Here is a 26509-nt window from a genome sequence, read left to right as displayed (position 1 = left end):
ACGTTTTCCGCCCGCCGGTGTCCTCCCCGCGAGGAGGTGCCGTGACGACGACTACGCCGCTGGACGACGTGACGCTCGTCAGCCGGGCGCGGGACGGCGATGTCCGGGCGTACGAACAGCTCGTGCTGCGCTACCAGGGCCCGATGTTCCGGCTCGCCGTCAAGATGCTGGGTCACCGCGGCGACGCCGAAGACGTCGTGCAGGAGGTGTTCCTCAACGCCTGGCGCAAGCTCGGCCAGCTGAGCGAGGACGCCGCCTTCGTCGGCTGGCTCTACCGGGCGACCACGAACCGCTGCCTCAACACGATCCGGGCGCGCAAGCCGCAGGCCGACGTCGACCTCGACACCGCCGAGTCGCCCCGGGCCGATCTCCAGCCGGAGCGGGCCGCCCAGGTGAGCGGCCAGCTCGCCGCGTTGAACGCGGCCTTGGCGCAGCTGACGCCCGAACAGAAGGCCTGCTGGCTGCTGCGCGAAGTGCACGGCCGGTCCTACGACGAGATCGGCGAAATCGTCGGCGTGAACGCGACCGCGGTCCGCGGCCGGATCGCGCGCGCCCGTGCCCAGCTGGCGGAGGTGATGAAGCCGTGGCGATGACGGGCTACGAGCTGCCCTGCGAACGCGATGTCGAGCAGGTGTGGGAGCGGCTCGACGCGGTCGCCGACGAGCACGAGCTCGGCTGCCCGCACTGCGCGGCCGCGCGCGAGAGCCTGCTGGCGTTGCGCGAGGCCACCACTGAGCTGGCCGCCGAGGAGGACGCGCCGTCGCCGGCCCTGTTCGGGCGGATCATGTCGGCGGTGCGGGCCGAGGTGCGGCGCGGCTCGACGGTGCGCCTGCCGACTCCGGAACCCGGGTTCGTCGAGGTCAGCGAGCAGGCGGTGGCGGCGGTGCTGCGGTATGCGGCGGACACGGTCGACGGCGTCCGGGCGCGGCGGTGCCGGGTGCGGACCGGGCCGGACGGCGTCGAGGTGGAACTCACCCTCGCGGTGAGCCTGCGGACTGCCGCGGGCGGGGCCGCGCTGGCGAAGGTGCGGGAGCGGGTGACCGCGGCGGCCACGGCCCGGGTGGGCCTGACGCCGGCGAAGCTCGACCTGCTCGTGGAAGACATCTTCGAGGAAGACGCCGGGGAGCCAGGGCCGTGAGCGTTGACTACGTGATCGCCGACCCGGTGATCGCCGGGGTGGCGGCGCGGGCGGCGATCGCCACGCCGGGTGTGGTGCGGCTCGAACCGGGCCTGCGCGGCCTGGTGACGGCGTGGACGCGCGCGGCCCGCGGGCGCTGGAAGGGGCTCGACCCGGCGCCGTCGGACGGTGTCCGGGTCCGCACCGCCGACGGCCGGCTGACGGTCGAGATCGACCTGGTCACGGCCGGGGCCGACCAGGCCGCCGCGGTCGGCCGGGCCGTCCAGCGCTCGGTGACGCGGTTCGTGGCCGAGCAGACCGGCTTGGCCGTCGACGAGGTGTGGGTGTCCATCCTGGACATCGAGCCGGAAGCCCGGTGACCGCGGCCGAAGCCGTCGAGCGGATCGTCGGCGCTCTCGCGCAGGTGGACGGCCTCCGCCCGGCGACCCCGGCGGTGCCGATGGGCCGGGACGGCGCGGCGGTCGACTTGACGGCGGAGCGCGTCGAGATCCGGCTGATCGCCACGCGGCTGCCGATCCCGCCGCTCCTGGACCAGGCCGCCGAGGCGGTGCGGCCGGTGCTGGCGGGAACCGCGTGGGCGAACGCCCGGCTGCGGCTGGTCGTCACCGACCTCGACGGCGCCGCGTTCGGCTGAGCGCGAAACCGCACAGCCGCGGTGCGGGCCCGGGCGTACCGTCGAGCGCATGGACGAGCCGTCGAAGCCCGGCGAGCCGCCGGAACCCCAGCGCCCCCGCGACCCGAACCGGAAGAAGCCGGACGGCGCGCCGGACCAGTACCCGCACGAGGAACCGACGCAGTACCCCGGCAAGCGGCCGCCGGAATTCCCACCCGGCGTAACCCCTCCGTCACCGCCCCGGTGAACGGGTTGCTCTGCTGGGTTGAACATCACGCGGATGGGCACTCTGAGGAGGGGACAACTCCGGTCGGCGGAGTAAAGTCGCTGGTAGGGGGATTGGTGGAGGGGGTGCGATGGCGAAGTTCCTGGCCGACGTGACCGTCGTGGTGCACATACTGGCGCTGCTGCTCATCGGTTTGGGTGGCTTCGTCGCCTGGCGCTGGCCGAAGCTGATCTTCATCCACATGCTCGGACTGGCCTGGGGCATCCTGGTCAACGTGGCGCCGGTGGCGTGCCCGTTCACCGCGCTGGAGAACTACTTCCGGCACCAGCAGGGCCTCGGCGACCTGCCCGGCGGCTTCAACGCCTACTACCTCTACGGCACGGTCTTCCCGCAGTCGTGGCTGCCGGCGATCGGCATCGGCGCGATCGCGGTGGTCGCCTACTCCTACGTCGGCGTCTACCACCGCTGGCGCCACCGCCACGACGAGGAAACCCACGTGCGTCCCGTCCACCTGGGCTGAGCGAGAATCACCGGGTGAACACAACACCCGGACCCACCGAGTGGGTGAGCCGCGAAGAGGTCGGCGTCGGCCCGTGGCCGGGTGAGTGGCCGGCGGACGAGCGGTACGACCCCGAGCTCCTGCGCGAGGGCGACCGCCGCAACGTCGTCGACGCCTACCGCTACTGGCGCCGCGAGGCCATCGTGTCCGATGTGGACAGCCGACGGCACCCGTTCCACGTCGCGATCGAGAACTTCCAGCACGACCACAACATCGGCACCGTCGTCCGCACGGCCAACGCCTTCGCCGCGGCCGAGGTGCACATCGTCGGCCGCCGCCGATGGAACCGGCGCGGGGCCATGGTGACCGACCGCTACCAGCACCTGCGCCACCACGACGACGTCGGCGGCCTGGTCGCCTTCGCGGCCGGGCACGGCCTCGCCGTCGTCGCGGTGGACAACACGCCGGGCTCGCAGCCGGTCGAGACGGCCGAGATCCCGCGCGACTGCGTGCTGCTGTTCGGCCAGGAAGGGCCCGGGCTTTCCGCGGAGGCGCAGGAAGCCGCGTCGCTGGTGGTGTCGATCGCGCAGTTCGGCACGACCCGCTCGATCAACGCCGGGGTCGCGGCCGGGATTGTCATGCACGCCTGGATCCGGCAGCACGCCGATCTCGGCCGCGCGTGGTGACGCCTACAGGCCCCAGCCCCAGCGCAGCTGGACCACGCCCGACGCGTTGTTGGTCTCCAGGCCGCTGCCGCTTTGCCGCGTGATCGAGTACGTGTCGCCGGACCGCAGGCCGGGCCAGTAGACGACGCCCATCTGCCGGGAGCGCGCCAGGTCGGTGGTGGCGGCGAAGTACGCGGTGAAGTTGTTGCCGTCCTGGTGGCCGGCGGAGTAGTCCAGGCCGGTCGTCATCGGGGCACCGGCCTCGTCGATGATCGTGCGGGAGGAGTACGACCCGAGCCGGTTGCTCAGGTTCGCCGTCCAGGCCGAGCGGGTCGTGTCCGAAGCCCAGAAGCCGTAGAAGTGCAGCGACAGCAGCGTGCCGTTCAACGCGCTCGCCGCGCCGACTCCGGTGACGTTGTCGTTGTAGCCGGTGCCGCTGATCAGCACCCGGCCGCGCGAGATGTTCGAGTGCCGGGAAAGCCAGGTCGAGCAGAGGGACACCCAGTCGTTGAGGCTGTAGCCGAAGGGTTCGTTCATCGGCTCGAAGTACACGTTGCCGTTGCCGCCGTAGTCGGCGGTGACCTTGTCCCACATGGTGTTCCAGGCGTTCGTGTCGTCGACGAACCCGTCCTTGTTCGCTTCCCAGTAGCCGAAGACGACTTTCATGCCGTGGGACAGGGCCGAGTCGGCGGCCCCCTTGTACCGCCCCCACCAGTCCGAGTTGACGCTCTGCGGGTTGATCGGCAGCCGGACGGTGTTCGTGCCCAGCTTCTGCTGGAAGCCGGTGATGATGCCGTCGGCCTTGCCGCGGACGCTGTCGTAGCTGTCCCCGGCGGTGAGGCCGGTCGGGATCACCCAGCCGTCCACGTAGTTGTCGCGGGCGTCGGCCCAGTTGACGCCGCGGAAGGCGTTGGTCGCGGCCGCGGCTTCGTGCGGGACGGCGAAGAGGGGGACGAGCAGGAGGGCGAGCAGGCAGTGACGAAGGCGGGCCATGCGAACTCCGATGTTCACGTAAACATGCCGGGTCGAGAATCCTCGACGGCCCGCCGGACGTCAAGGGTCAGACGGGTGCGACCTCGACCGGGATTCCGTTCAGCACCGACGTTCCGGACGGAACGTCCAGCAGCGTTTCGTCGGCGACCAGGTTCGAGTTGACCCCCGGGTTCGCCCGCGCCACGCGGGTCCGGGCGCCGTCGACGTCGTGGCCCCAGCCGTGCGGGATGCTCACCACGCCCGGCCGCACCTCGTCGGTGACCTCGACCGGGACCTGCAGTTTTCCGGCGCGGGAGGTGACCGAGGCGAGGCCGCCGTCGGTGAGGCCGAGGCGCGTCGCGTCGGCGGGGTGGACCTGCACCGTGCACCGGTTGCCGCCGCGGACCAGCGGGGCCAGGTTGTGCATCCACGAGTTGTTCGAGCTCAGGTGCCGCCGCCCGATCAGCACGAGCCCGTCGTCCGCCGTCTTCGCGAGTTCTTCCCGCAGCCGCGGGACGTCCGCGACGATCGGCCCGGGGGCCAGCTCGATGCGCCCGGACGCGGTGCACAGCACCTCCGGAATCCGCGGCTTCAGCGGCCCGAAGTCCACCCCGTGCGGCGCGGCCTCGAGGTCGGCGAGCGTGACGTCGTACGGCCCGGCGCGCAACATCAGGTCGACCAGGCGCGCGGGCCCGGTCCGGTCGTGGGTGACCTCCAGGCCCGCGCGGCGGGCGACGTCGGCGGCGACGAAGTCGTCCAGCGCCGCGACGTCGGCCTCCGGGCCCTGACCGGCGACGATGCCGGTGAGCCGGAGCATGGTCTCCCATTCCTGGGGCAGCGTCGAGGGGAGCGTCGCGGGGGTCCAGTTGGCGACGTTGCGGATGGAGAGCTGGTAGAAGGCCAGGTCGAAGTGCGGGCGCTCGAGCGGCGACGGGCCGGGCAGGATGACGTCGGCGTGGCGGGACGTCTCGTTGAGGTAGACGTCGACGGAGATCATGAAGTCGAGGCTGTCCAGGGCCGCGGCCAGCCGTCCGGCGTTCGGCGTGCTCAGGCACGGGTTGCCGCTGACCGTGATCAGCGCGCGGACCTGGCCCTCTCCCGGGGTTTCGATCTCGTCGGCGAGGGTCGCGACCGGCAGTTCGCCGACGACCTCGGGCAGGCCGCGCACGCGGCTGCGCCAGCGCCCGACGGCGAACGGCCGCCGGTTCCCGGTGGGCTGGCACGCGGCCAGCGGGAACATCGCGCCGCCCGGGGTGTCGAGGTGGCCGGTGAGCACGTTGAGGACGTCGACCAGCCAGCTCGCGATGGTGCCGAAGGCCTGGGTGGTGGTGCCGATCCGGCCGTAGACCACGGCGTTGTCCGAGGTCAGCTCCCGGGCCATCCGGCGGATCTCGCCGGCGCCGATGCCGGTGAGCGGCGCGACGGCTTCCGGGGTGAACGGCTGGGCCAGCTCGCGGACGTCGTCGAGGCCGTTGAGGTGTTCTGCCAGGCGCCCCGGCGCGACGAGTTCTTCCGCGAACAGGACGTTGACCAGCGCGAACAGCAGCAGTGCGTCGGTGCCGGGCCGGATGGCGTGGTGCTCGTCGGCGAACTGGGCGGTGCGCGTGCGGCGCGGGTCGACGACGACGATCTTGCCGCTGCGGTCGCGGATTCCGCGCAGCCGCCCGCGGATGTCCGGCGCGGTCATCAGGCTGCCGTTGGAGACGAGCGGGTTGGCGCCGAGGATCAGCAGGTGCCGCGTCCGGTCCAGGTCGGGGACGGGGATGGCGAGCGGGTCGCCGAACATCGTGCCGGCGGAGAAGTGCTTCGGCAGCTGGTCGACGGAGGTGGCGCTGTAAAAGTTCTTGGTGCCCAAGGCTTTGTAGAGCACGCGGCCGTAGAGCGTCAGCGCGATGTTGTGCACGCCGGGGTTGCCGGCGTAGACGGCGACGGCGTCCCGGCCGTGCTGCTCGATGATCGGCGGGAGGCGGCGGGCGATCTCGTCGTAGGCCTCCTGCCAGCTGACCTCGACGAACTCGCCGTCGCGCTTGAGCAGCGGGGCGGTCAGCCGGTCGGGGTCGTGGTGCAGCGCGCCGAGCGACGCGCCCTTGGGGCAGATGTACCCGCGCGAGAAGACGTCCTGCTCGTCACCTCGGACGCGCGTGACCTGCTGGTTCGCGTCGAGCGTCACTTCGAGACCGCAGGTGGCTTCGCACAGCGGGCAGGTGACGTGGGCCGTCGTCATGACCACCGAACATACCGAGCGGTATGTGGATGGGCAAGGCACGATTGCGTCATGGACGTCTCGGCCGCGGAACACGCGGTGACTTCGCGCCACCTGCGCCGGGTGTGGGCGCTGCCCGGCACGGTCCTGGGCCGCAGCCGCTGGCCGGCCGCGGTGGACCAGCGGCTGCACTGGCACTGGAACTACTGGTGGCAGGCGCACCTGCTGGACACGCTGGTCGACGCCCAGCTGCGTGCTCCTTCTTCCGGTCGGTTCGCCTTGATCCGGTCCTTCGTGCGTTCGGTGCGGTTGCGCAACTTCGGCAAGTGGACCAACGATTACTACGACGACATCGCGTGGCTCGGCCTTGCGCTGCAACGGGTTTCCGCGTTGGGGATCGACGTCGGCCCGGCGCTGGCCGCGATCGACACGCAGCTCCTGTCGGGCTGGACGTCGGCCGCGGGCGGCGGAATCTGGTGGCGCCGCGGCGACGACTTCAAGAACGCCCCGGCCAACGGTCCGGCGGCGATCTTCCACGCCCGATCGGGGAATCTCTCCCAGGCTCGCGAGATGACTGCGTGGCTGACGTCCACTTTGGTCGATCCGGCGTCCGGTTTGGTCTGGGACGGGATCCGGGCCGACACGGGCGAACTGGTGAAGCATATTTTCACGTACTGCCAAGGGGTCTACCTCGGGGCTTGCCTCGAGTTGTCCCTAGTGGACGATGCTGCGCGGACTGTGCGTGCGGTGGCGGAGCACCTCGCTCCCGGAGGAGTGATCCGCGGACAAGGCGGCGGCGACGGCGGCCTGTTCGCGGCGATCCTGGCCCGCTACCTGGCCTTGGCGGCGCGTGCGCTGCCGGGCCCGGAGGCGGCGACGGCCCGGTCGCTGGTGCTGACGTCAGCGGAGGCGTGCTGGTCAGGCGCGGCCACCGGCCTGGTGTTCAGCGCGGAGTGGGCCCGTCCGGCCCCGTGGCCCCTCCCGGAGGACGCGCCCGAAAGGGACATGTCGGTCCAGGTGGGCGGCTGGATGCTCCTGGAAGCCGCAGCCACCCTGTCGTGAGTGAGAAACAGTGTTCTAACACTGTTTCTCACTCACGAGGGCCGCGGCAGAGATCAGCACCCGCAGGAAGCGCCGTGGAGGAATTTCGGGGTCAGCCAGACCGACTCCGGGGGCCGGTCGGGGTCCGCCATGCGCGACATCAGCAGCTGGACCGCCCGGCGGCCCAGGTCCGCGATCGGCTGGACCAGCGTGGTCACCGCCGGGCTCACCCGCCGCGCCCAGTCCATGTCGCCGTAGCCCACCACCGCCAGCTCGGAGCCGATGCGGATGCCCCGGCGGTGGGCCTCGTACTGGACGCCCACCAGCATCGACTCGTCCGCCACCACCAGCGCCGTCGGGGACGGCCAGCCGTCCAGAAGCTTCGCCGTGGCGCGGGTGGCGCCGCCCGGGTTCGAGAAACCGCACTCCACCAGTTCGCGGTTGAACCGCAGGCCCGCCTGCTCCAGGCCCAGCCGGTAGCCGCGGACGCGCTCGCGGCTGACCTCCAGGCTCTCGTCGCCCGAGATCAGGCCGATCTTGCGGTGCCGCCGCTCGGTCAGGTGGCGGACCAGCGACGCCACCGCGTGCACGTTCTCCGTGCCCACTTGGTCGACGTCGTTGCGCGCGGCCACCCGGTCCACCAGCACCGTCGGCACACCCATCCGGACCAGGCCGTTGATCACCGGTTCGGCGCCCGGCGAGGGGACCAGCAGGACGCCGTCCACCAGGTCTGCCCGCAGCCCGCGCACCACCTCGGCCTCATCGCTGCCGGTGTCGCCGGTGTCGGCCAGGACGACGTCGCAGCCCGCCTGCGCCGCGGCCGCCCGGATCGCGCGCAGCAGTTCACCCGAGTACGGGTTCGCGGAAACCCCCATCGCGACGCCGATCCGGTAGGTGACCGGGGGGTCCCACAACCGGAGGTCCGGCGAAAGTGCGGTCATAAGCCCTCGCAGACGCTCAGCGGCAACGTATCCGCTGAACGGCCGTACGGAGGTGTCAGGAACCCAGATTCACTGAAGTGAGTGAACCGGTGGGCAGCCGCACGACTCACGGTGACGCAGGGTGGGTGCCAGCCGGACCGTTTCGGCCTTGCGCGCCGGGTCGTTGATCCGGGCCAGCAGCAGCCGCACCGCCTGGCGGCCGATCTCCTCGATCGGCTGCGCCATCGTCGTCAGCGGCGGATCGACCAGGTCCGCCCACTCGACGTCGTCGTAAACCACCACCGGCAGGTCACGCCCGATCCGCAGCCCGCGCCGCCGGGCCTCGTGCAGCACCCCGACCATCATGCTGTCGTTGCCGACGACCAGCGCCGTCGGCGGCTCGGGCAGCGCCAGCAGCGTGCTCAACGCCAGCGCGCCGCCCTCGCGCGAGGAGTTCCCGCAGGCCACGAGGTCCGACGACCAGGTCAGCCCGGACCGGCCGAGCCCGAGCCGGTAGCCGAGCACGCGCTCCTCGCTGGTCGACAGCCCGGGCACGCCGCTGATCATCCCGATCCGCCGGTGCCCGAGCGTCGCGAGGTGCGCGGTCAGCGCCGACGTCGCCTGGATGTTCTCCGACCCGACCTGGTCGACGTCGGTGCGGGTGGACAGGCGGTCGATCAGCACGGTCGGGACGTCGAGGGACACCAGCTCGCCGATCACCGGGCCGTCGCCGGGCGCCGGGGTGATGAGCAGGCCGTCGACGCGGCGGGAGCGCAGCGCCCGCACGGTGTCACGCTCCGTTTCCACCGCGTCGTGCGTGTCCGCCAGCAGGACGGTGTAGCCGTGCAGCGACGCCTCCCGCTCGATGGCCTGCATCAGCGTCGCGAAGTACGGGTTGGCGACCAGCGAGATCGCCATCCCGATCGACCGGGTGCCCCCGGTGACCAGCGAACGCGCGATCGCGTCGCCGGTGTAGCCGGTCGCCTCGATCGCCCGCAGCACCGCCGCCTTGGTGTCCTCGGCGACCGCGCGCGTCCCGTTCACCACGTGCGAGACGGTCGTGATCGAGACGCCCGCGAGCTCGGCGATGTCCCGCTGAGTCGGTCGCGAAGACTTCGATGAGGGCATCCCGATCCTTTCCGGCAAGCGTTTGCGCAAACGCTTGCGCGCCGAGAGCAGTCTGTCTACCTTCCCGACCATCGGCAAGCCTCGACACGAACAAAGGCTGGGAAACCATGAGACAGCGAAGTCTCACCGCGCTCACGCTGGCCGCCGTCCTCGCCGCGACGACCGGGTGCACGGTCGAGCGCCACTGGGGTGGCAACACCAACACGGGCGGAAGCGGCAAAGCCAAGGTCGGCCTGGTCACCAAGACCGACACCAACCCCTACTTCGTGGAACTCCGCAATGCCGCGAGAGCGGCCGCGCAGGCCAACGGCGCCGACTTCAGCGCGCTCGCCGGCCAGTTCGACGGCGACAACGACGGCCAGGTCCGCGCCATCGAGAACCTCCGCCAGCAGGGCGCGAACACCATCCTCATCACGCCCAGCTCGTCGACCGGCGTGCTCAAGGCGATCAAGGACGCCCGCGACGCCGGGGTCCTGGTCATCGCCCTCGACACCGCGACCGAGCCGGCCGACGCCGTCGACGCCACCTTCGCCACCGACAACTTCGCGGCCGGCGAGCAGCAGGGCGCCTACGTCAAGGCCGCGCTCAACGGTGTTCCGCCCAAGCTGCTGATGGTCGACGGGACCGCCGGCAGCACGGTCGACACCCAGCGGCACGGCGGCTTCCTCAAGGGCATCGGGCTCACCGACGGCTCGCCGGAGATCAAGGGCCACACCGCGGCCAACGGCGACCAGAGCCTCGCCCAGCAGGGCATGGAGAACCTGCTGCAGCGCAGCACCGACATCAACGCCGTCTACTCGATGAACGAACCGATGGGCCGCGGCGCGTACGCGGCGCTCAAGGCCCGCGGGCTGACGAACCAGATCGTCATGGGCTCGATCGACGGCGGCTGCGAGGGCGTTCAGAACGTCAAGAACGGCCAGTTCGCCGCCACCGTCATGCAGTTCCCGAAGAAGATGGCCGAGCAGGGCGTGCTCGCCGCCGTCGAATACGCCAAGACCGGCAAGAAGCCGTCCGGGTTCGTGAACACCGGATCGGCTGTGATCACCGACAAGCCCCTGCCCGGCATCGAGAGCCACGACTCCGCCTGGGGCCTGCAGAACTGCTGGGGAGGTTCGAAATGACGACGGCAGTGGCAACGAAGGACCGTGAATCGCTCGGCGACTTCCTGCTCCGCGCGCCCGCGGTCGGCCCGGCGCTGGCGCTGGTCGTCGCGATCGTGGTGTTCTCGCTGGCCACGGACACGTTCTTCGACCTCGACAACCTGTCCACGGTGGTCCAGCAGTCGCTGGTCGTCGGAACGCTCGCGCTGGGCCAGACGCTCGTCATCCTCATCGCGGGCATCGACCTGTCCAACGCGGCCTCGATGGTCGTCGCGACGCTGATCATGGCGAAACTCGCCGCGGCGGGCACGAACGGCTTCGTCGCGCTGCTCGCCGGGGTGGTGCTGACGGTCCTCGTCGGCATCTTCATCGGCGGGCTCGCGACGCGGATCAAGCTGCCGGCGTTCATCATCACGCTCGGCACGTTCACCATGCTGACCGCGGTGTCGAAGCTGATCGCCGGCGGTCAGGCCGTGCCGGTCACCGACGGGCTGCTGCAGTGGCTCGGCACCAAGCGCTACCTCTTCGGCGGCATCCCGATCACCTACGGCATGACGCTCGCGCTGCTGATGTACCTCGGCATCTGGTACGCGCTGACGAAAACCGCGTGGGGCAAGCACGTCTACGCGGTCGGCAACGCGCCGGAGTCCGCGCGGCTGTCCGGGATCAAGGTCAACCGCACGGTGCTCTCGGTGTACATCGTGGCCGGCCTGACCTTCGGCATCGCCGCCTGGCAGGCGCTCGGCCGGACGCCGAACGCCGACCCGAACCAGTTCCAGCTCGGCAACCTCGACTCGATCACCGCCGTCGTCCTCGGCGGCACGAGCCTCTTCGGCGGCCGGGGTTCGGTGCTCGGGACGCTGATGGGTGCGCTGGTCGTGGCGGTGCTGCGGTCCGGGCTGACGCAGATGAACGTCGACGGCAACTACCAGGACCTCGCCACCGGCGCCCTGCTCATCGCCGCCGTCGTGGTGGACCGGATCGCGAGGAGGCAGCAGCAGTCATGACCGAACCGATCCTCCAGGCCCGCGGCCTGGTCAAGCGCTACGGCCGGGTGACCGCCATCGACGGCGCCGACTTCGACCTGCTGCCCGGCGAAGTGCTCGCCGTGGTCGGCGACAACGGGGCCGGGAAGTCGTCGCTCATCAAAGCCCTGTCCGGCGCGGTGATCCCGGACGAAGGCGAGATCAAAGTGGACGGCAAGACCGTCCACTTCAAGTCCCCTTTGGACGCTCGGCACTACGGGATCGAGACGGTCTACCAGGACCTCGCCGTCGCGCCCGCGCTCGACATCGCGTCGAACATGTTCCTGGGCCGGGAAAAGCGGCTCAAGGGGCCGCTCGGGCTGTTCCGCAAGCTCGACACCGGCACCATGCGGGCCGAGGCGCAGCGGATCCTCGACGAGCTGGGCATCAACATCAAGTCGATCAGCCAGCCCGTCGAGACGCTCTCCGGCGGCCAGCGCCAGGGCGTCGCGGTGGCGCGCGCGGCCGCGTTCGGCACCAAGGCCGTGATCATGGACGAGCCGACCGCCGCTTTGGGTGTCGCCGAGTCCGGCAAGGTGCTCGACCTGATCGGCCGGATCCGCGACCGCGGCCTGCCGGTGGTGCTGATCAGCCACAACATGCCGCACGTGTTCGACATCGCCGACCGCATCCACGTGCACCGCCTCGGCAAGCGCGTCGCGCTCGTCTCGCCGAAGACACACTCGATGAACCAGGTCGTCGGCCTGCTCACGGGCGCGTTGCGGCTCAACGAGAACGGCGAAGTCGAAGAAGCCGGGGCGACCCACGTGGCCGGGTTGAAATGAAGGTGCTGCTGGCGGGCTTGTGCACGGTGGACGTCGTGCAGCGGGTCGAGGAGCTGCCGGCGCCGGGCGAGAAGGTGCAGTCGCTGCAGGTGGACGTCGCCGCGGGTGGGCCCGCGACGAACGCCGCGGCGACGGCGGCCGCGCTCGGCGCCGAAGCGACCCTGCTGACCGTCCTCGGTGCCCACCCGCTGGCGGCCCTCGCCCGCGCCGACCTGGAAGCCAACGGCGTCCGCCTCATCGACCTGGCCCCCGACCGCACCGACCCACCACCGGTCAGCGCGGCCACCGTCCGCACCCGCGACGGCGAGCGCACCGTCGTCTCCCGCAACGCCGCGGACGCCACTTTCATAGGGAAAGTTCCACTTTTGGCAGCCGATGTCATTTTGCTGGACGGGCATTATCCGGAACTGGCGTTGGGGGTCGCGAGGGGAGCGGAGGCGCCGGTGGTGCTCGACGCCGGGAGCTGGAAGCCCGTGCTCGACGAGCTGCTGCCCCTGGTGGACATCGCCGCGTGTTCCGCGCACTTCAGCGCGCCGGGACCCGGCCTGCACGAGCGCGGTGTCCCCACCGTGATCACCACGGCGGGGCCCGGCCCGGTGCGCTGGTCCACTGCGGACGGCGGCTCGGGTGAGGTGCCTGTGCCCGCGGTGGAAGCGCGGGACACACTAGGGGCGGGCGACGTCTGGCACGGCGCGCTCGCCGTGGCCGTGGCCCGCGAACGGACGGTGACGGACCGGATCCGCTTCGCCAACGAGGTGGCCGCCGAACGGGTGCGGCATGTGGGACCGCGGTCGTGGACGACCGCGATCGCAGGAAGGAACAGGACATGACGGCGTTCGACGACCTGCTGGCCAGGGCCGAGGGGCTGACCGTGCGCGGGCAGCGCAACGTGCTCGGGATCGTGGGCGCGCCCGCGTCCGGCAAGACCACGCTCGCCTGGGCGCTGGCCAACGCGCTCGGCTCGCGCGCGGCGGTGGTCGGCATGGACGGCTTCCACCTCGCCCAGGTCGAGCTGCGCCGGCTGGGCCGCACCGAGCGCAAGGGCGCCCCGGACACGTTCGACGCCGCGGGCTACTACCACCTGATCCGCCGCCTCGCCGAAGGCCGCGAAACCGTGTACGCGCCGGAGTTCCGCCGCGAGATCGAGGAGCCCATCGCGGGGGCCGTCGCGGTCCCGCCGGAGGTCCAGCTGGTGATCACCGAGGGCAACTACCTGCTGCTCCCGGACGACCCGTGGAGCGCGATCCGGCCGCTGCTCACCGAGGCCTGGTTCCTCGCCCCGGACGAGCCCGAGCGCATCGAGCGGCTCGTGTCGCGCCACCGCCGCTACGGCCGTTCGCTGGTCGAGGCCCGGCAGCGCGCCCTCGGCTCGGACCAGCGCAACGCCGACCTCATCTCGCAGACGCGCGACCGCGCCGACCTGGTGCTGGAGAACCTGCCGCTGGCCAACTTCGCGATCTGATGCTCATCGTCACCGGCGGCAGCCGGGGAATCGGCGCGGCGATCTGCACCCTGGCCGCCGCCCGGGGTCACGACGTCGTCGTCAACTACTCGGGTGACCCCGCACCCGCCGAAGCCGTGGCCGAGCAGGTGCGGGCGGCGGGCCGGCGGGCGCTGGCGTTCCGCGCGGACGTCTCCGACGAGGACGACGTCCGCGCCCTGTTCGACGCGGCGGCCGAGCTGGGGCCCGTCACCGGCCTGGTCAACAACGCGGCGATCGTCGGCAACACCCCGGGGCGGCTCGAGGACTACGAGGTCGACGTCGTCCGGCGCACCCTCGACGTCAACGTCACCGGGGTGTTCCTCTGCTGCCGCGAGGCGGTCCGCCGGATGTCCACCCGCCACGGCGGCGACGGCGGCGCGATCGTCAACATCTCCTCGACGGCCGCGCGCACCGGCTCGGCCGGCGAGTGGGTGCACTACGCGGCGTCGAAGGCGGCCGTGGACACGCTGACCTTCGGGCTCGCCCAGGAAGTCGCGGCGGACGGCATCCGCGTCAACGCGGTCCGGCCCGGCATGATCGACACGGGCCTGCACGCGGCCGCGGGCATGCCGGACCGGATGGCGAGGTACGCGCCGCAGATTCCGCTGGGCCGGCCCGGTCAGCCGACGGAGATCGCCGAGGCGGTGTTGTTCCTGCTGTCGAGCGCGTCGTCGTTCACGACGGGCGCACTCCTCGACGTCGGCGGCGGCCGCTGATCCTTGTGAACCGGCATTTCCCGGCTTTCGTGTGGTGAGCGTTCCCGGAACCGCGCGAAAGGTGAACAACAATGCGTACGTTCGAGCTGCCCGATTCGGTGAGCGGGACGACCGTTGACCGGATACTGGGCAGGCAGCTGATCCGGACCTGGGAGGAAGACGGGATCTTCCAGGTCGCCGCCACCGCCGAGCAGGCCGCCGCCACCGGCGAGGCGCTCGCCGAAAGCCGGCGGTTCTTCGCGAGATCCCTGCCGGAGAAAGCGAGATTCGTCAGCGACCTGACCTACAGCGGCTACATCGCTTCCGGTGAAGAAGTGACCGCCGGCGAGGCCGACTATTCCGAGATCTTCACGGTGTGCCCGGACATCCCGCTCAGCGACCCCCGCGTCACGGACGGCTGGCCCTGCCACGGACCGGTGCCGTGGCCCGACGACGGCTACCGGAGGGCGATGGAGGCCCACCTGCGGGAAGTCGGCGAGATCGGCGAGAAGCTCCTGAAGCTCGTCGCGCTCGGGCTGGGCGTGGAGATCGACCGGCTGACGCGGCTCACCCGCGACGGCTGGCACCACATGCGCGTGCTGCGGTTCCCGGCCCGGTCCGCGACGACCGAACGCGGGATCGGCGCGCACACCGACTACGGCCTGCTCGTGATCGCGGCGCAGGACGACGTCGGCGGGCTGTTCATCCGGCCGCCGGTGCCCGGTGAGCCGCGGCGCCGGAACTGGCTGCCGGAGGAGAGCACAGCCGGGATGTACCAGGACGACGAGCCGTGGCACTTCGTCGAACCCGAGCCGGCGGTGTTCACCGTCTTCCCCGGTGACATCCTGCAGTTCCTCACCGGCGGGCGGCTGCTGTCGACACCGCACAAGGTGCGGCTCGCGGACCGGGAGCGCTACACGCTGGCGTACTTCCACGAGCCGGCGTTCGGCGTCACCGTCCGCCCGCTGGACGGCGGTGACGAGGGCATCCACTACGGCAGGCACTTCACGAACATGTTCACCCGCTGCTATCCCGATCGGGTGACGACCCGGCGCATCCACGAGGAAGGCCGGATGCGCCTGCTCGACCAGTGAGTGTCACCGGCGGTCACCATCCGCAAGACGGGTGTGACCGCCGGTAGGTTGCGTCCGCCTGCTGGGACGGCCGGAGACGGCGAGATCACGATCGGACGCGGACTTGGTCACCTCGGTTTCGGCGGTCGAACGCTGTGCAACTCTGGGGAGCCGCACCGAGAAAGGACGGCTTCGGAAGCCATGGCCAAACTCATGTCCGTGCACCACCTCGCGCTCACCGTGACCGACGTGGACCGCAGCGTGCCGTGGTACGTGCGTGTCCTCGACCTCGAGGAGGTCACCCGGCGCGAAGAGCCGGACACGGGACTGCGCAAGGTCGTGCTGCGCTCCGCCGGCGACGAGTTTTCGGTGGTCCTGGTGCAGCACGCGGACACCGGCCGCCGCGGTTTCGACGAACGCCGCACCGGCCTCGACCACGTGGCCTTCCGGGTGCATTCGGCCGCCGAGCTGGCCGAATGGGAGAACCGGTTGCAGGAGTTCGGCGTGCACTACCAGGACGCGGCGCCGTCACGCACCTTCGAAGGCTCGCGGGTCGTCGTGTTCCGCGACCCGGACGGCATCCAGCTGGAGATCTGGGCCGACCCGGAGCTCTGAAGGCTCAGGCCCGCGCGTCGTCCCGCTCGTCGACCGGGCGGCGCATCTCCTGGCGGTACCGCAGCACGCCGTACCCGGTGCCGACCACGAAGAACACGATGCTGATCCACAGCGCCGCCGTCTTCAGCCACGGCAACGCGTCCAGCAGGCCCGCGCCGTAGTAACCGAGCAGGACCAGCGTCGGCACCCACAGCAGGCCACCCAGCGCCGTCGCCGCCATGAACCGGCGCGGGTCCATCCGGGCCGCGCCCGCGATCAGCGGGGCCAGCGTGCGGATCCACGGGATCCAGCGGGCCGCCACGATCGCGAAGAAACCCCGGCGGTCCAGGAACCGCTGCGCTCGTTCGAGAGCCTGCCGGTTCAGCACCTTGCCGTCGCGCCGCGCGATGAGCTTCGTCCCGCCGGTGCGGCCGATGTAGTAGCCGATCTGGTTGCCCAGGACCGCGACGATCAGCGCGGCGCCCGACAGGAACCACGCGTTGGCGTCCGAACCGTGCTGGGCCAGCACCACGCCCGCCCCGAACAGGAGCGAGTCACCGGGCAGGAACAGCCCGATGATGAGCGCGCACTCGACCAGTACGAAGCTCAGCACGATCACCCAGACGAGCAGCGGGCCGGCGGTGTCCAGCCAGCTCACGCCGACGCCCGCGGCCTCGATGCTCACGACGTTCACACCGCGAGGGTACGTGGCCCGGGTGAACGGCCCACGGCTAACGGTCAAATCGAGCGGTCCGGATTATTCAGGTGCTACGAACGGTGAAGGCCCCCTCACCCAGCGGTGAGGGGGCCTCCGGAAGAAACAGCTCAGAACTGCGGCAGCGTTTCACCCTGCACCGCTTCGACGTCCAGCTCGATCTTCACCGTCGTGCCGACCGCCGCGACCCCGGCCCGGACCATCGCGCTGTAGTTGATCGCGAAGTCGTTCCGATGCAGCGTCGTCTCGGCGTGGAACGCGACGCGCACGCCGCCCCACGGGTCCGGACCCCAGCCGCCGTAGGTCAGCTCGAGCTCGACCTCGCGGCGCTCGCCGTGCAGCGTCAGCTCGCCCAGCAGCGTCCAGGAGTCCGCGCCGCGCCGACGCAGTCCGGTACTGGTGAACGTGATCACCGGGTGCACGTCGACGTCGAGGAAGTCCGGCGAGCGCAGGTGGTCGTCGCGCATCCGGATGCCGGTGTCGATGCTCGCCGCCTTGATCTCGGCGTGCACCGACGACCGCTCGGCCGGGCGGCCGATCTCGATCCGGCCGGAGACGTCCGGGAACCGCGCCTTGATGCTCGCTATGCCCAGGTGCCGCGCGGTCGCGACCACCGACGAGTGCATCGGGTCGATCACCCACGGCCCGGCGGGCGGCAGCTCGATCGCCTCGGCCACCGGGGCCAGCACGACGTCGCCGAGCGAGCCGCTGCCGTCCGAGGCGATCTGGGCCGTCCGCGCGACCGGGGTGTACCCGGCCGCGGTGACGACCGCGGTGTACACACCCGGCGCGAGCGCGTCGGTGACGACCTCGCCGCGGACGTTCGCCGCCTGGCGGGCGACCTGCCGCCCGGCCGGGTCGGTGACGGTGAGCACCGCGTGCTCCACCGCCCAGCCCCCGTCCGTGCGGAAGGTCGCGCGCAAGCCGGTCATGACCGGTCGACCAGCTCGTCGAGGGCCTGGTCGTAGCTCAGCCGGACGTCGTGGCCCGCCTCGCCGCCGGTCAGGTCCACCTGGCTGGTCGCCGGCGGGTAGCCGCTCGCGACCACGGTGTACGCGCCCGCGGGCAGGTCGCTGACCACGTACCGGCCTTCGCCATCGGTCCGCGCGACCGCGGCCACGTTGCCTTCGGCGTCGAGCACGGTGATCCGCGCATCCGGCACCACCCGGTCGCCCTCGGTCCGCGCGGTGCCGGTCAGCAGCACCGAGCTGGCGAGCTCGACGTCGTGGCGCAGCACGCCGCTGTCGGGCACGGTGAGCGTCACCGCGAAGGGCCGGTAGCCCGCGCCGCTGGCGACCAGGGTGTACGCCCCGGCGCCGACCCCGACGAAGGCGTAGGTGCCGTCCGCGGTCGTGATGAACGCGCCGTTCACCTCGCCGCGGCCGTCGGTCAGCGTCACCGTCACGTTCGGCAGTGGCTGGCCGGTCGAGGCCGCCCGCACGGTGCCGGTCAGCTCGCCGGACCCGGTGAGCGTGACGTCGACCGTGGCCGGCCCGTTGCTGATCACGACGCTGGAGGCCTGCGGCTGGTGGCCGTGCGCGGAGACGATGAGCACGTACGCGCCCGGACCCTGGCTGGGCACGGAGAAGCTGCCGTCCGCGGCCCCGGTCGCCCGCGCGACCTGGCGGCCCCGCTGGTCGATCAGGGTCAGCGCGGCACCCGCGACGTGGCTGCCGTCCTGGCGGCGGACGTGCCCGGTCACCGGCAGCCCGCCCGCGCCGACCGGGGTGTCCGGTTCGGTGTCGGCCAGCGAGTTCGTGATCGGCAGGGCACCCGAAACGGCCTGGTAGTCGCCGTGCCCGTTGGTGCTCAGCGCGTGCTTGCCGCCGCCCACGAGGGCGGGTTCACGGTCGATCGGGCGCACCGGCTCGACGATCACGGTTGGCTCGTCGGCGTGGTCGTCCGCCTCGAGCAGCGCCTCGCCGCCTTCCATGGCCGCCGCGGCCGGTGCCGCGTTGGTCAGCGGGATTTCCTTCATGAACAGGAGCACCACCGTCGCCAGCAGGGCCACCGCGCCCGCGATGTAGAACACCGTGGTGATCGACTCGGTGAAGCCGATCAGCACCGGGGTCCGGATCGCCTCGGGCAGGTTCTGGATGCCGCTGGTGTTCTCGGACAGGTTGCCGATGCCCGCGCCGGCGCCGGCCGGCAGCTGGCCGCCGAACGCCTTGGTGATGTTGGGCAGCAGGGTGTTGAACAGGACGGTCAGGAAGATCGCGACACCGGCGGTACCACCGATCTGGCGGAAGAACGTCGCCGACGCGGTCGAGACGCCCATGTCGCTGCGCGGGCCCGCGTTCTGCACCGCGATGATCAGCGTCTGCATGCACTGGCCGAGGCCGAGGCCGATGATGGCCGCCGCGACCAGCGGGTGCCACAGCGCCGAGTCGTACTTGACCTGGGCGAAGAAGAACGCGCCGCCGGCGATCAGGATGGTGCCGACGATCGGGAAGATCTTGTAGCGCCCGGTCTTCCCGGTGAGCCGGCCGGACACGATCGAGCTGAGCATGATGCCCGCCATCAGCGGCAGCATCAGCAGGCCGGACTCGGTCGGCGTGTAGCCCTGCACGACCTGCATGAACTGCGGGATCATGGTGATCGCGCCGAACATCGCGACACCGACGATGACACCGCCGATGATCGCCACGGTGAACGTCGAGTTCTTGAACAGCCGCAGCGGGATCAGCGCGGCGTCCTTCATCAGCCGCTCGACCACGATGAACGCGATCACGCCGACGCCGCCGATGACGTAGCACCAGATGGCCTTCTGGTCGCCCCAGCCCCACTTCTGGCCCTGCTCGGCGACGATCAGGAACGGCACGACCGCGACGACCATCGTCAGCGCACCCCACCAGTCGATCTTGTGCTCGTGGCGCTCGTGCGGCACGTTCAGCACCTTGGCCACGACGAACAGCGCGAGCACGCCGATCGGGACGTTGATCAGGAAGACCCAGCGCCAGCCGTCGATGCCGGCCAGGTCGTCGATGCCGGCGAAGAGGCCGCCCAGCACCGGGCCGAGCACGGTCGAGAGGCCGAAGACGGCCAGGATGTAACCCTGGTACTTGGCGCGTTCACGCGGCGGCACGATGTCGCCGAGGATGGTCATGGCCAGCGACATCAGGCCGCCGGCGCCGAGGCCCTGCACCGCGCGGAACGCGGCCAGCTCGTACATCGACGTCGAGAAGGTCGACGCGGCGGAACCGGCGACGAAGATGCCGATCGCGGCCAGGTAGAACGGCTTGCGGCCGTAGATGTCGGAGAGCTTGCCGTAGATCGGCGTGACGATCGTCGAGGTGATCAGGTACGCCGTGGTTGCCCAGGCCTGCAGGTCGAAGCCGTGCAGGTCGTTGGCGATCTTGACGATCGAGGTACCCACGATCGTCTGGTCGAGCGCGGCCAGGAACATGCCGCACATCAGGCCGCTCAGGATCGTGACGATCTGGCGGTGGCTCAGCCGTGGCGGTTCCTTCGCCACGGGTTGTTCGACGGTGGTGGTGCTCATGCGTTGGCCCCCTTGGCCGGTGCACCGGCGGACGCGTGGGCGTCGGCCAGCTGTGGAGAGTGGTTCTCGATACCTGTGTTGAGCCGGCCGAAGAGGCGGTTCAGGGTCTGGATGTCCCCGTCCGTCCAGTCCCCGAGCACTTCGGCCAGCCACTGGTTGCGCAGCTTGCGGTTCTCTTCGAACACCCGCATGCCCTCGGCCGTCGGGGCGAGCAGGCAGGCCCGCCCGTCCTCCGGGTCGGCCTGGCGCTCGACCAGCCCGTGCTGCACGAGCGAGCTCGACTGCCTGCTGATCGTGGAGATCTCGGAGTGGAGCGACTCGGCCAGCTTGCTGGTGCGCTGCGGGCCCTCGTGGATGAGGGTGAAGAGGATCGCGTACGCCGCCCGCTCGATGCCGTCCGGACCCTGCTTGGAGACCTGGGACTTCGCCTTGTTGATCAGCCGGACCAGGCGCACGAGCTCGTGCCCGAGCTGGTCGGCGAGGTCCAGCTCGGCCTTCGGCCGGGTGGCGGAGTTGTTCGGTGCCATGGGTGTCCTTCACGGCGTTGGTTGGCGGCTGCAACTAGTTGCCTCAGGCAAGGATGTGCCTTCACTGGCGGTTTGTGCAAGCGGAGTACCTCGTGATGTGGCAGAACACACTTTAGTTGCCGTATGCAAGCACATTTCTCCTGGGTTGCCGCCGGAACAACGGCGCCCGCCGCGGGTTGAGAACGGTATGACCGACGACACAGCGTTGAAGGACTTCCTCGCCGCCCGCCGCCACGGCGTCCTCGCCACGATCCGCCGCGACGGCCGGCCGCAGCTGTCCACGATCACGTACCTGTACGACGCGGGGACGCTGATCGCCTCGATCACCGAGACCCGGGCGAAGACGAAGAACATGCGCCGCGACCCGCGGGTGACGTTCCACGTGAGCAGCGAGGACGGCTGGAGCTACGTCGTCGCCGAGGGGCGCGCCTCGCTCACCGCGCCGGCCGCGGCACCCGACGACGACACGGTGGAAGCGCTGGTCGACTACTACCGCCGCGTGTCGGGTGAGCACCCGGACTGGGCCGAATACCGCCAGGCCATGGTCACCGACCAGCGGGTGCTGCTGACCGTGCACATCGACAAGCTGCTGGGTCTGGTCCGCTGAGGCACTGGTCCGATCCGGCTGGTTTCGAAAGAAGATTTCCGCACTGCGGACTGTCCGGGCTTACGATGAGGCCATGAGCAACGAAGCTTTGGTCACCCGGCTCCGGGACCTGCTCGGCAAGAGCGCCGTGCTCACCGACTCCGACGTCACGGCGTCCTACGCGCGCGACATGATGCCGCTGGCGCCGTCGGGCACGCCGCTCGCCGTGGTGCTGCCCGCGAACACCGCCGAGGTGCAGGCGGTCGTCAAGGCCTGCGCCGAGGCCAAGGTGCCGATCGTGCCGCGCGGGGCCGGCAGCGGCCTGTCGGGCGCGGCGAACGCGATCGACGGGTGCGTCACGCTGTCGCTGACCAAGCTGAACGAGATCGTCGAGATCGACCCGGGCAACCGGCTGGCGGTCGTGCAGCCGGGCGTGGTCAACCTGGACTTCCGCAACGCCGTGGAGAAGCACGGGCTGTTCTACCCCCCGGACCCGTCGAGCTACGACTGGTGCACGATCGGCGGCAACCTGTCCACCAACGCGGGCGGCCTGTGCTGCGTGAAGTACGGCGTGACGACGGACTCGGTGCTCGGCCTGGAGGTCGTCCTGGCCGACGGATCGCTGCTGAAGACCGGCCGCCGCACGGTGAAGGGTGTCGCGGGCTACGACCTGGCCCGGCTGTTCGTGGGCAGCGAGGGCACGCTCGGGGTGATCACCCAGGCCACGGTCCAGCTCAAGCCGCTGCCCCAGGCCCCGGCGACGCTCGTCGCGGGCTTCAGCACCACCGAGGCCGCGGGGGAGGCGGTGGCGCGGGTCGTCCGCGAGGGGCTGGTGCCGTCACTGCTGGAGATCATGGACGCGTCCTCGATCAAGGCGTCCGAGGCATACCTGAAGACGGACCTCGGCGCGGGCTCGGACTGCCAGGCGCTGCTGCTGGGCCAGTCCGACGCGGGCGGCGAGGTCGCGCGGCGGGAGCTGGCCGCGCTGGAGCAGATCTGCGTCGATTGCGGAGCCGACCTGGCGTACACGACGGAGGACCTGGAGGAGGGCCGGATGCTGCTCCAGGCCCGCCGGGTGGTGCTGACGGCCCTGGAGACGTACGGGCTGTGGCTCACCGACGACGTGTGCGTGCCGCGGACGCGGATCGCCGAGCTGATCCGGGGCTGCGAGAAGATCAGTTCCGAGGTGGGGCTGCGGATCGCGGTGGTCGGCCACGCGGGCGACGGCAACATGCACCCGACGATCGTTTACCAGCCGGACGACCCGTCCGAGTTCGAGCGGGCGCAGCGGGCGTTCGACGAGATCCTCGAGGTGGGGCTGTCACTGGGCGGGACGGTGACCGGGGAGCACGGGGTCGGCAAGATCAAGCGGGAGTGGCTGGCGCGCGAGATCGGGCCGGTGGGGCTGCGGGTGCACCAGCAGATCAAGCGGGCGCTGGACCCGGAGAACCTGTTCAACCCGGGCTCGATGTTCTCGATGACCTGAGACTTCGCGCCAACAGGGGGTCCCCGCCCGGGGGCCCCCTGTTTTCACGTTACCGCGGGGGTACGACAGTTTGGCTGGCTCAGTCCCGGATGCGGGGAATGCGCTGGGTGACTTCCGGGTCGGTCTCCGTGACGGCCTTCTTCTCCCGGCGGGCCTTCAGGTACTCGATCACGATCGGGACCACCGAGACCAGCACGATCAGCACGAAGATCGCGTCGATGTTCTTGCCGATGAAGGGGATGTCGCCGAGGAGGTAGCCGAGCACGGTGATTCCCGCGGCCCACAGGATGCCGCCGATCACCGTGTACGTGAAGTACGTCTTGGGGCTCATCCGGCCGATGCCGGCGATCCAGGTGATGAAGGTCCGGACGAAGGGCACGAACCGGGCTAGTACGACCGCCTTCGGCCCGTGCTTCTCCAGGAACGCGTGCGTCTTGTCGACGTGTTCCCGCTTGAAGAACTTCGAGTCGGGCCGGTTGAACAGCTTCGGCCCGGCGAAGTAGCCGAGGTAGTAGCCGACCACGTTGCCCAGTAGCGCCGAGACGGTGACGAGCACGCAGGTCAGCCACAGGGGGAACAGCTTGTCGTTCGCGATGAGCAGCCCCGCCGTGAAGAGCAGCGAGTCACCGGGCAGCACCGGGAAGATGCTGCTCTCGATGAAGATGACAAGGCACAGCACCGCCACGGCGGGCCCGGCCACGCCGTCGAGCAGGACGTTCGGGTCCAGCCATGACGGCAGCAGCGACATCGTGTTGACCGTGCTCTGGGCGAGAATCACCCCGAAAACGGTACAGGGTCACCCTGAGTCGTGACTGAGACCCGGTCAGACCAGGGTCAGCAGCCCGACCACGGACCCCGCGGCGAGCCCCAGCAGCACCGCCAGCATCAAGATCCAGTACGCCGGAAGCTGCGCGGACGTCCGCACCGGCTCCGGCGGGCGCGGGGTGAACGTCGTCGGGGCCTCCGCGTCCAGGGCTGCGCGTTCGCGCTCCAGTGAGTCCGCGCTCGCGCCCGACAGCAGCCCGTACGCCGACGGCAGCTCGTTGATCGCGCTGGTCGGGACCGCGTCCGTGGCCGGTTCCCCAGCCGGGACCGCGGGCGAAGACCCCGTGGAAGACGGCGATACCTGCGGTGCGAAGACGGCTTGCGCGCGAAGGGCGTCCGCCAGCAGCTGCTCGGGGTCCTTCGGCTCGCTCATCTCCGCCCGTTCGCTCGCAGGAAACCTAGGTACTCAAGGTAGCCGTTCCCACCTCGGCGACCCATTCTCCCCGGCGCAGCACCTTCGCCGGTCGCAGGTCCTCGTCGAGGACCACGATGTCGGCCTGGTAACCGGAGCACAGCATCCCGGTGCGGTCGGCGATGCCGAGCAGCTCCGCCGGCCGCTGCGACGTCGCGTGCACCGCGTCGAGGATGCCGAGTTTCGCACCCCGGACCAGATTGCGGAAGGCGGTGTCCATCGTCAGGGTGCTGCCGGCCAGCGACCCGTTGTCCGCCAGCGTCGCGACGCCGTCGTGGACGTCGACCTCGAGGCGGCCCAGGGTGTAGCGGCCGTCCGCGGCGTCCGTGGCCGACATCGCGTCGGTGATCAAAACCGTCCGGTTGCGGCCCGCGTGCTTCGCCGCCAGGCGGACCACCGTGGGGTGCAGGTGGACCAGGTCGCAGATGAGCTCGATCGTGATGCGCTCGTCGTCCAGCAGCGCGCCGACCGGGCCGGGCTCGCGGTGGTGCAGCGGCCGCATGCCGTTGAACAGGTGGGTCGCCACCGTCGCGCCCGCGTCGATCGCCGGCAGCAGCTGCTCCTCGACGCCGTCGGTGTGCCCGATGGCGGCGATGACGCCGGACTCGGCCAGCTGGCGGACGGCCTTCACCCCGCCGTGCAGCTCGGGGGCGATGGTGACCATCCGGATCGCGCCCTGGCCCGCGCGCAGGAGCTTCTCGACCGTGCCGGTGTCCGGTTCGAGCAGCGTCTCCGGGTCGTGCGCGCCGCAGCGGGCCTTGGAGATGAACGGACCCTCCAGGTGGATGCCCGCGACCTCGCCGTCCTGGACGAGCTCACGCAGGGCCGCGACCTGCTCACGCAGGATGTCCACCGGGTCCGAAACCAGGCTGGCCAGCATGGTCGTGGTGCCGTGACGGCGGTGCGCCCGCACCGCCGTCACGAGTTCGTCGGGATCGAGGGAGGTGAACGAAGCACCTCCCCCGCCGTGGCAGTGGGTGTCGACGAAACCAGGCACGACCAGTGCCCCGCCGACGTCCACGTGCTCGCCGGACGGCGGGGTCCCGGAACCCACGCCGGCGATCCGCCCGTCGGAGACGGCTACCCAGCCGTCGTCGAGTACACGGTCCGGGGCGGCGACCCGGCCGCCCATGATCACGAAATCTCCGGCGCCTCTCACGCACCCCAGCATATATTGGTCTGGACCAAGCATGGTGATACGACTCAGTGATCGGAATGGTCCACCCGGGTCACTGTGGGGCTTGCATGGCCTTCTGGAGTGCCTCGAGCGCCCGGCTGGCGGTCGATTTAACGGTACCCTTGGAGATACCTGCGGCCTCAGAGATTTCGGCCTCGCTCAGCCCGCCGTAGTACCGCAGCACGAGCACTTCGCGCTGGCGGGGCGGCAGCTTCGACAGCGCGCTGACCACGGCCTGGTGCTCGCTGGAGAGCATCGCGAGGCTCTCCGCGGAGCGCGCGTTCACCGCGTGCGGCGGCACGTACTCGCGCGCGGTCTTGCGGCGGCGCAGCACGCTGCGCGACCCGTTGACCACCGCGGTGCGCAGGTAGCCGACCGCGGCCGCGGCGTCGCGGAGCCTGCCCCAGTTGCGGTGCAGCCCGGTGAAGGCCTCCTGGACCACGTCTTCCGCCGTCGCGGGCTCGTCGACCAGCAGAATCGCCAGCCGGACCAGCCGCATGCGGTGCTGGCGGTAGAGGTCTTCGAGGGTCAGTGGCGCGGCGGTCTGCGCCGGGGCCGGACCGTCCATGACCCGCAGGTGGCCGAGGGTCGCCTCGACACTGCGTTCCGCATTGCCCTCGAGCATGAACCCCTGCCTGTTCTCGACCCCGGTTTGCACGGTGTGCCGCGTCAGCAGGTTCACGGTATTCACAGCGCTCACACAGGTACTGACGCGTGCCCAGCCTATCGGGTTCGGATGCCGGTGCCACAGATCGGCCGCTGGTACAGAACTGTGACACGGGTAGCGTCGGATCCGTCACGCCCGCCCGACCACCGGAGATCCACATGGCCTGGTTCCTCGTCGAAATCACCTACGTCCAGGAGAAGATGCCGGACGTCCGGCCGCGCCACCGCGAGTTCCTGTCGAAACTGGCCGCGGAGGGCCGCGTCGCGGTCGGCGGGCCGCTCGGCGACGGCACCGGCGGCGTCACGCTGTACCAAGCCGACGACGAGGCGCACCTGAAGGAGACGATCGACCAGGACCCGTACTTCCTGGAAGGCGTCATCGCGCAGCGGTCCGTCCGCGAGTTCAAGCCGGTGCTCGGCGCCTGGCTGCCCGCGGAGTCGTAGGCGGGG

General features: G+C 70.7%; 31 protein-coding genes. 19 read left to right on the top strand and 12 right to left on the bottom strand.

The genetic code is table 11. The features are described 5' to 3' along the window. The first annotated feature begins 41 nt into the window (after nucleotides 1-41). The 7 genes from ACFPLC_RS13185 to ACFPLC_RS13155 all read left to right on the top strand — a co-directional run bounded on the left by ACFPLC_RS13185 (nucleotide 42) and on the right by ACFPLC_RS13155 (nucleotide 3162). A complete protein-coding gene (locus tag ACFPLC_RS13185; RefSeq protein ID WP_378203674.1) occupies nucleotides 42-593 on the top strand; it encodes an RNA polymerase sigma factor in 552 nt (183 codons plus the stop codon). Next, entirely contained in the window at nucleotides 584-1138 is a 555-nt protein-coding gene (locus tag ACFPLC_RS13180) for an Asp23/Gls24 family envelope stress response protein (RefSeq protein WP_378203677.1), read from the top strand. Before ACFPLC_RS13185 ends, ACFPLC_RS13180 begins: the two co-directional genes overlap by 10 nt. Beyond that, on the top strand, nucleotides 1135-1497 hold the full coding sequence (locus tag ACFPLC_RS13175) for an Asp23/Gls24 family envelope stress response protein (RefSeq protein WP_191315863.1): 363 nt from the start codon (nucleotides 1135-1137) through the stop codon (nucleotides 1495-1497). Before ACFPLC_RS13180 ends, ACFPLC_RS13175 begins: the two co-directional genes overlap by 4 nt. Beyond that, a complete protein-coding gene (locus ACFPLC_RS13170; protein WP_378203681.1) occupies nucleotides 1494-1772 on the top strand; it encodes a hypothetical protein in 279 nt (92 codons plus the stop codon). Before ACFPLC_RS13175 ends, ACFPLC_RS13170 begins: the two co-directional genes overlap by 4 nt. 49 nt (nucleotides 1773-1821) lie before the next feature. Continuing rightward, a complete protein-coding gene (locus ACFPLC_RS13165) occupies nucleotides 1822-1998 on the top strand; it encodes a hypothetical protein (protein WP_378203685.1) in 177 nt (58 codons plus the stop codon). 109 nt (nucleotides 1999-2107) lie between these two features. After that, nucleotides 2108-2497, top strand: coding sequence for a DUF2784 domain-containing protein (locus tag ACFPLC_RS13160; RefSeq protein WP_378203688.1), 390 nt, complete (start codon nucleotides 2108-2110; stop codon nucleotides 2495-2497). 14 nt (nucleotides 2498-2511) lie between these two features. Next, on the top strand, nucleotides 2512-3162 hold the full coding sequence (locus tag ACFPLC_RS13155; RefSeq protein ID WP_378203691.1) for a TrmH family RNA methyltransferase: 651 nt from the start codon (nucleotides 2512-2514) through the stop codon (nucleotides 3160-3162). A 3-nt stretch (nucleotides 3163-3165) separates the two neighbouring features. On the opposite strand, the gene ACFPLC_RS13150 is transcribed toward ACFPLC_RS13155, so the two are convergent. Both ACFPLC_RS13150 and ACFPLC_RS13145 read right to left on the bottom strand, forming a co-directional pair. Then, complete coding sequence (locus ACFPLC_RS13150) at nucleotides 3166-4134, bottom strand: cellulase family glycosylhydrolase (protein ID WP_378203694.1); 969 nt, start codon at nucleotides 4132-4134, stop codon at nucleotides 3166-3168. Nucleotides 4135-4201: 67 nt separating this feature from the next. Further along, nucleotides 4202-6337, bottom strand: coding sequence for a molybdopterin-dependent oxidoreductase (locus tag ACFPLC_RS13145; protein ID WP_378203696.1), 2136 nt, complete (start codon nucleotides 6335-6337; stop codon nucleotides 4202-4204). 51 nt (nucleotides 6338-6388) lie between these two features. On the opposite strand from ACFPLC_RS13145, the gene ACFPLC_RS13140 reads away from it, so the two are divergent. Continuing rightward, complete coding sequence (locus tag ACFPLC_RS13140; protein WP_378203699.1) at nucleotides 6389-7378, top strand: glycoside hydrolase family 76 protein; 990 nt, start codon at nucleotides 6389-6391, stop codon at nucleotides 7376-7378. Nucleotides 7379-7431: 53 nt separating this feature from the next. Here the strand turns inward: ACFPLC_RS13140 and ACFPLC_RS13135 are convergent, their stop codons facing one another. Then, nucleotides 7432-8298: a LacI family DNA-binding transcriptional regulator gene (locus ACFPLC_RS13135; protein WP_378203702.1), complete on the bottom strand. Its 867-nt coding sequence runs from the start codon at nucleotides 8296-8298 to the stop codon at nucleotides 7432-7434. 69 nt (nucleotides 8299-8367) lie between these two features. Continuing rightward, nucleotides 8368-9405 carry a LacI family DNA-binding transcriptional regulator gene (locus ACFPLC_RS13130; protein ID WP_378203705.1) on the bottom strand — a complete coding sequence of 346 codons (1038 nt, stop codon included), beginning with the start codon at nucleotides 9403-9405 and terminating at the stop codon, nucleotides 8368-8370. A gap of 107 nt (nucleotides 9406-9512) precedes the next feature. On the opposite strand from ACFPLC_RS13130, the gene ACFPLC_RS13125 reads away from it, so the two are divergent. The 8 genes from ACFPLC_RS13125 to ACFPLC_RS13090 all read left to right on the top strand — a co-directional run bounded on the left by ACFPLC_RS13125 (nucleotide 9513) and on the right by ACFPLC_RS13090 (nucleotide 16184). Then, nucleotides 9513-10529 (top strand): substrate-binding domain-containing protein, encoded by a 1017-nt coding sequence (locus ACFPLC_RS13125; RefSeq protein WP_378203708.1) that lies wholly within the window; start codon nucleotides 9513-9515, stop codon nucleotides 10527-10529. Further along, nucleotides 10526-11515, top strand: a complete 990-nt coding sequence (locus ACFPLC_RS13120) for an ABC transporter permease (protein ID WP_378203711.1) — start codon at nucleotides 10526-10528, stop codon at nucleotides 11513-11515. Before ACFPLC_RS13125 ends, ACFPLC_RS13120 begins: the two co-directional genes overlap by 4 nt. Next, nucleotides 11512-12318 carry an ATP-binding cassette domain-containing protein gene (locus ACFPLC_RS13115; RefSeq protein WP_378203714.1) on the top strand — a complete coding sequence of 269 codons (807 nt, stop codon included), beginning with the start codon at nucleotides 11512-11514 and terminating at the stop codon, nucleotides 12316-12318. The genes ACFPLC_RS13120 and ACFPLC_RS13115 overlap by 4 nt, the downstream gene beginning before the upstream one ends. Then, nucleotides 12315-13148 carry a PfkB family carbohydrate kinase gene (locus tag ACFPLC_RS13110; protein WP_378203717.1) on the top strand — a complete coding sequence of 278 codons (834 nt, stop codon included), beginning with the start codon at nucleotides 12315-12317 and terminating at the stop codon, nucleotides 13146-13148. Before ACFPLC_RS13115 ends, ACFPLC_RS13110 begins: the two co-directional genes overlap by 4 nt. After that, entirely contained in the window at nucleotides 13145-13780 is a 636-nt protein-coding gene (locus ACFPLC_RS13105) for a nucleoside/nucleotide kinase family protein (RefSeq protein WP_043787338.1), read from the top strand. Before ACFPLC_RS13110 ends, ACFPLC_RS13105 begins: the two co-directional genes overlap by 4 nt. Further along, the gene (locus ACFPLC_RS13100) at nucleotides 13780-14517 is read left to right on the top strand and encodes an SDR family oxidoreductase (protein ID WP_378203721.1); all 738 of its coding nucleotides are present in this window, start codon (nucleotides 13780-13782) and stop codon (nucleotides 14515-14517) included. The genes ACFPLC_RS13105 and ACFPLC_RS13100 overlap by 1 nt, the downstream gene beginning before the upstream one ends. A 71-nt stretch (nucleotides 14518-14588) precedes the next feature. Next, on the top strand, nucleotides 14589-15590 hold the full coding sequence (locus ACFPLC_RS13095; protein WP_378203724.1) for a 2OG-Fe(II) oxygenase family protein: 1002 nt from the start codon (nucleotides 14589-14591) through the stop codon (nucleotides 15588-15590). Nucleotides 15591-15770: 180 nt separating this feature from the next. Then, the gene (locus tag ACFPLC_RS13090) at nucleotides 15771-16184 is read left to right on the top strand and encodes a VOC family protein (RefSeq protein ID WP_191315848.1); all 414 of its coding nucleotides are present in this window, start codon (nucleotides 15771-15773) and stop codon (nucleotides 16182-16184) included. 4 nt (nucleotides 16185-16188) lie between these two features. Here the strand turns inward: ACFPLC_RS13090 and ACFPLC_RS13085 are convergent, their stop codons facing one another. The 4 genes from ACFPLC_RS13085 to ACFPLC_RS13070 form a co-directional block, all read right to left on the bottom strand. Next, the gene (locus ACFPLC_RS13085) at nucleotides 16189-16857 is read right to left on the bottom strand and encodes a DedA family protein (protein ID WP_378203727.1); all 669 of its coding nucleotides are present in this window, start codon (nucleotides 16855-16857) and stop codon (nucleotides 16189-16191) included. A gap of 131 nt (nucleotides 16858-16988) precedes the next feature. Next, nucleotides 16989-17810: a YceI family protein gene (locus tag ACFPLC_RS13080; RefSeq protein WP_378203730.1), complete on the bottom strand. Its 822-nt coding sequence runs from the start codon at nucleotides 17808-17810 to the stop codon at nucleotides 16989-16991. Then, nucleotides 17807-20380 carry an MFS transporter gene (locus ACFPLC_RS13075; RefSeq protein WP_378203733.1) on the bottom strand — a complete coding sequence of 858 codons (2574 nt, stop codon included), beginning with the start codon at nucleotides 20378-20380 and terminating at the stop codon, nucleotides 17807-17809. Before ACFPLC_RS13075 ends, ACFPLC_RS13080 begins: the two co-directional genes overlap by 4 nt. Next, nucleotides 20377-20907 (bottom strand): MarR family winged helix-turn-helix transcriptional regulator, encoded by a 531-nt coding sequence (locus tag ACFPLC_RS13070; protein ID WP_378203736.1) that lies wholly within the window; start codon nucleotides 20905-20907, stop codon nucleotides 20377-20379. Before ACFPLC_RS13070 ends, ACFPLC_RS13075 begins: the two co-directional genes overlap by 4 nt. Nucleotides 20908-21094: 187 nt before the next feature. Here ACFPLC_RS13070 and ACFPLC_RS13065 point away from each other — a divergent pair, with 187 nt between their 5' ends. Together ACFPLC_RS13065 and ACFPLC_RS13060 are read left to right on the top strand one after the other, a co-directional pair. Beyond that, complete coding sequence (locus tag ACFPLC_RS13065; RefSeq protein ID WP_378203740.1) at nucleotides 21095-21514, top strand: PPOX class F420-dependent oxidoreductase; 420 nt, start codon at nucleotides 21095-21097, stop codon at nucleotides 21512-21514. Nucleotides 21515-21587: 73 nt separating this feature from the next. Continuing rightward, nucleotides 21588-22979, top strand: coding sequence for an FAD-binding oxidoreductase (locus ACFPLC_RS13060; RefSeq protein ID WP_378203743.1), 1392 nt, complete (start codon nucleotides 21588-21590; stop codon nucleotides 22977-22979). 79 nt (nucleotides 22980-23058) lie between these two features. Here ACFPLC_RS13060 and ACFPLC_RS13055 read toward each other — a convergent pair whose 3' ends face one another. From ACFPLC_RS13055 to ACFPLC_RS13040, 4 genes are all read right to left on the bottom strand, one after another. Further along, on the bottom strand, nucleotides 23059-23757 hold the full coding sequence (locus ACFPLC_RS13055; protein ID WP_378203746.1) for a DedA family protein: 699 nt from the start codon (nucleotides 23755-23757) through the stop codon (nucleotides 23059-23061). Nucleotides 23758-23802: 45 nt separating this feature from the next. After that, the gene (locus tag ACFPLC_RS13050) at nucleotides 23803-24177 is read right to left on the bottom strand and encodes a hypothetical protein (RefSeq protein WP_378203749.1); all 375 of its coding nucleotides are present in this window, start codon (nucleotides 24175-24177) and stop codon (nucleotides 23803-23805) included. Nucleotides 24178-24202: 25 nt separating this feature from the next. Then, complete coding sequence (gene nagA / locus ACFPLC_RS13045) at nucleotides 24203-25354, bottom strand: N-acetylglucosamine-6-phosphate deacetylase (protein ID WP_191315883.1); 1152 nt, start codon at nucleotides 25352-25354, stop codon at nucleotides 24203-24205. A gap of 91 nt (nucleotides 25355-25445) precedes the next feature. After that, nucleotides 25446-26018, bottom strand: coding sequence for an RNA polymerase sigma factor (locus ACFPLC_RS13040; RefSeq protein ID WP_163046624.1), 573 nt, complete (start codon nucleotides 26016-26018; stop codon nucleotides 25446-25448). A 200-nt stretch (nucleotides 26019-26218) separates the two neighbouring features. Here ACFPLC_RS13040 and ACFPLC_RS13035 point away from each other — a divergent pair, with 200 nt between their 5' ends. Beyond that, nucleotides 26219-26503, top strand: a complete 285-nt coding sequence (locus ACFPLC_RS13035) for a YciI family protein (protein WP_378203752.1) — start codon at nucleotides 26219-26221, stop codon at nucleotides 26501-26503. Nucleotides 26504-26509 lie beyond the last annotated feature (6 nt).

The sequence above is a fragment of the Amycolatopsis plumensis genome, from assembly GCF_042652605.1.
In the GTDB taxonomy this organism is placed as follows: Bacteria; Actinomycetota; Actinomycetes; order Mycobacteriales; family Pseudonocardiaceae; genus Amycolatopsis; species Amycolatopsis plumensis.
Note: the sequence above shows the minus strand (reverse complement) of the source record. Positions and strands in the feature narration are given on the sequence as shown.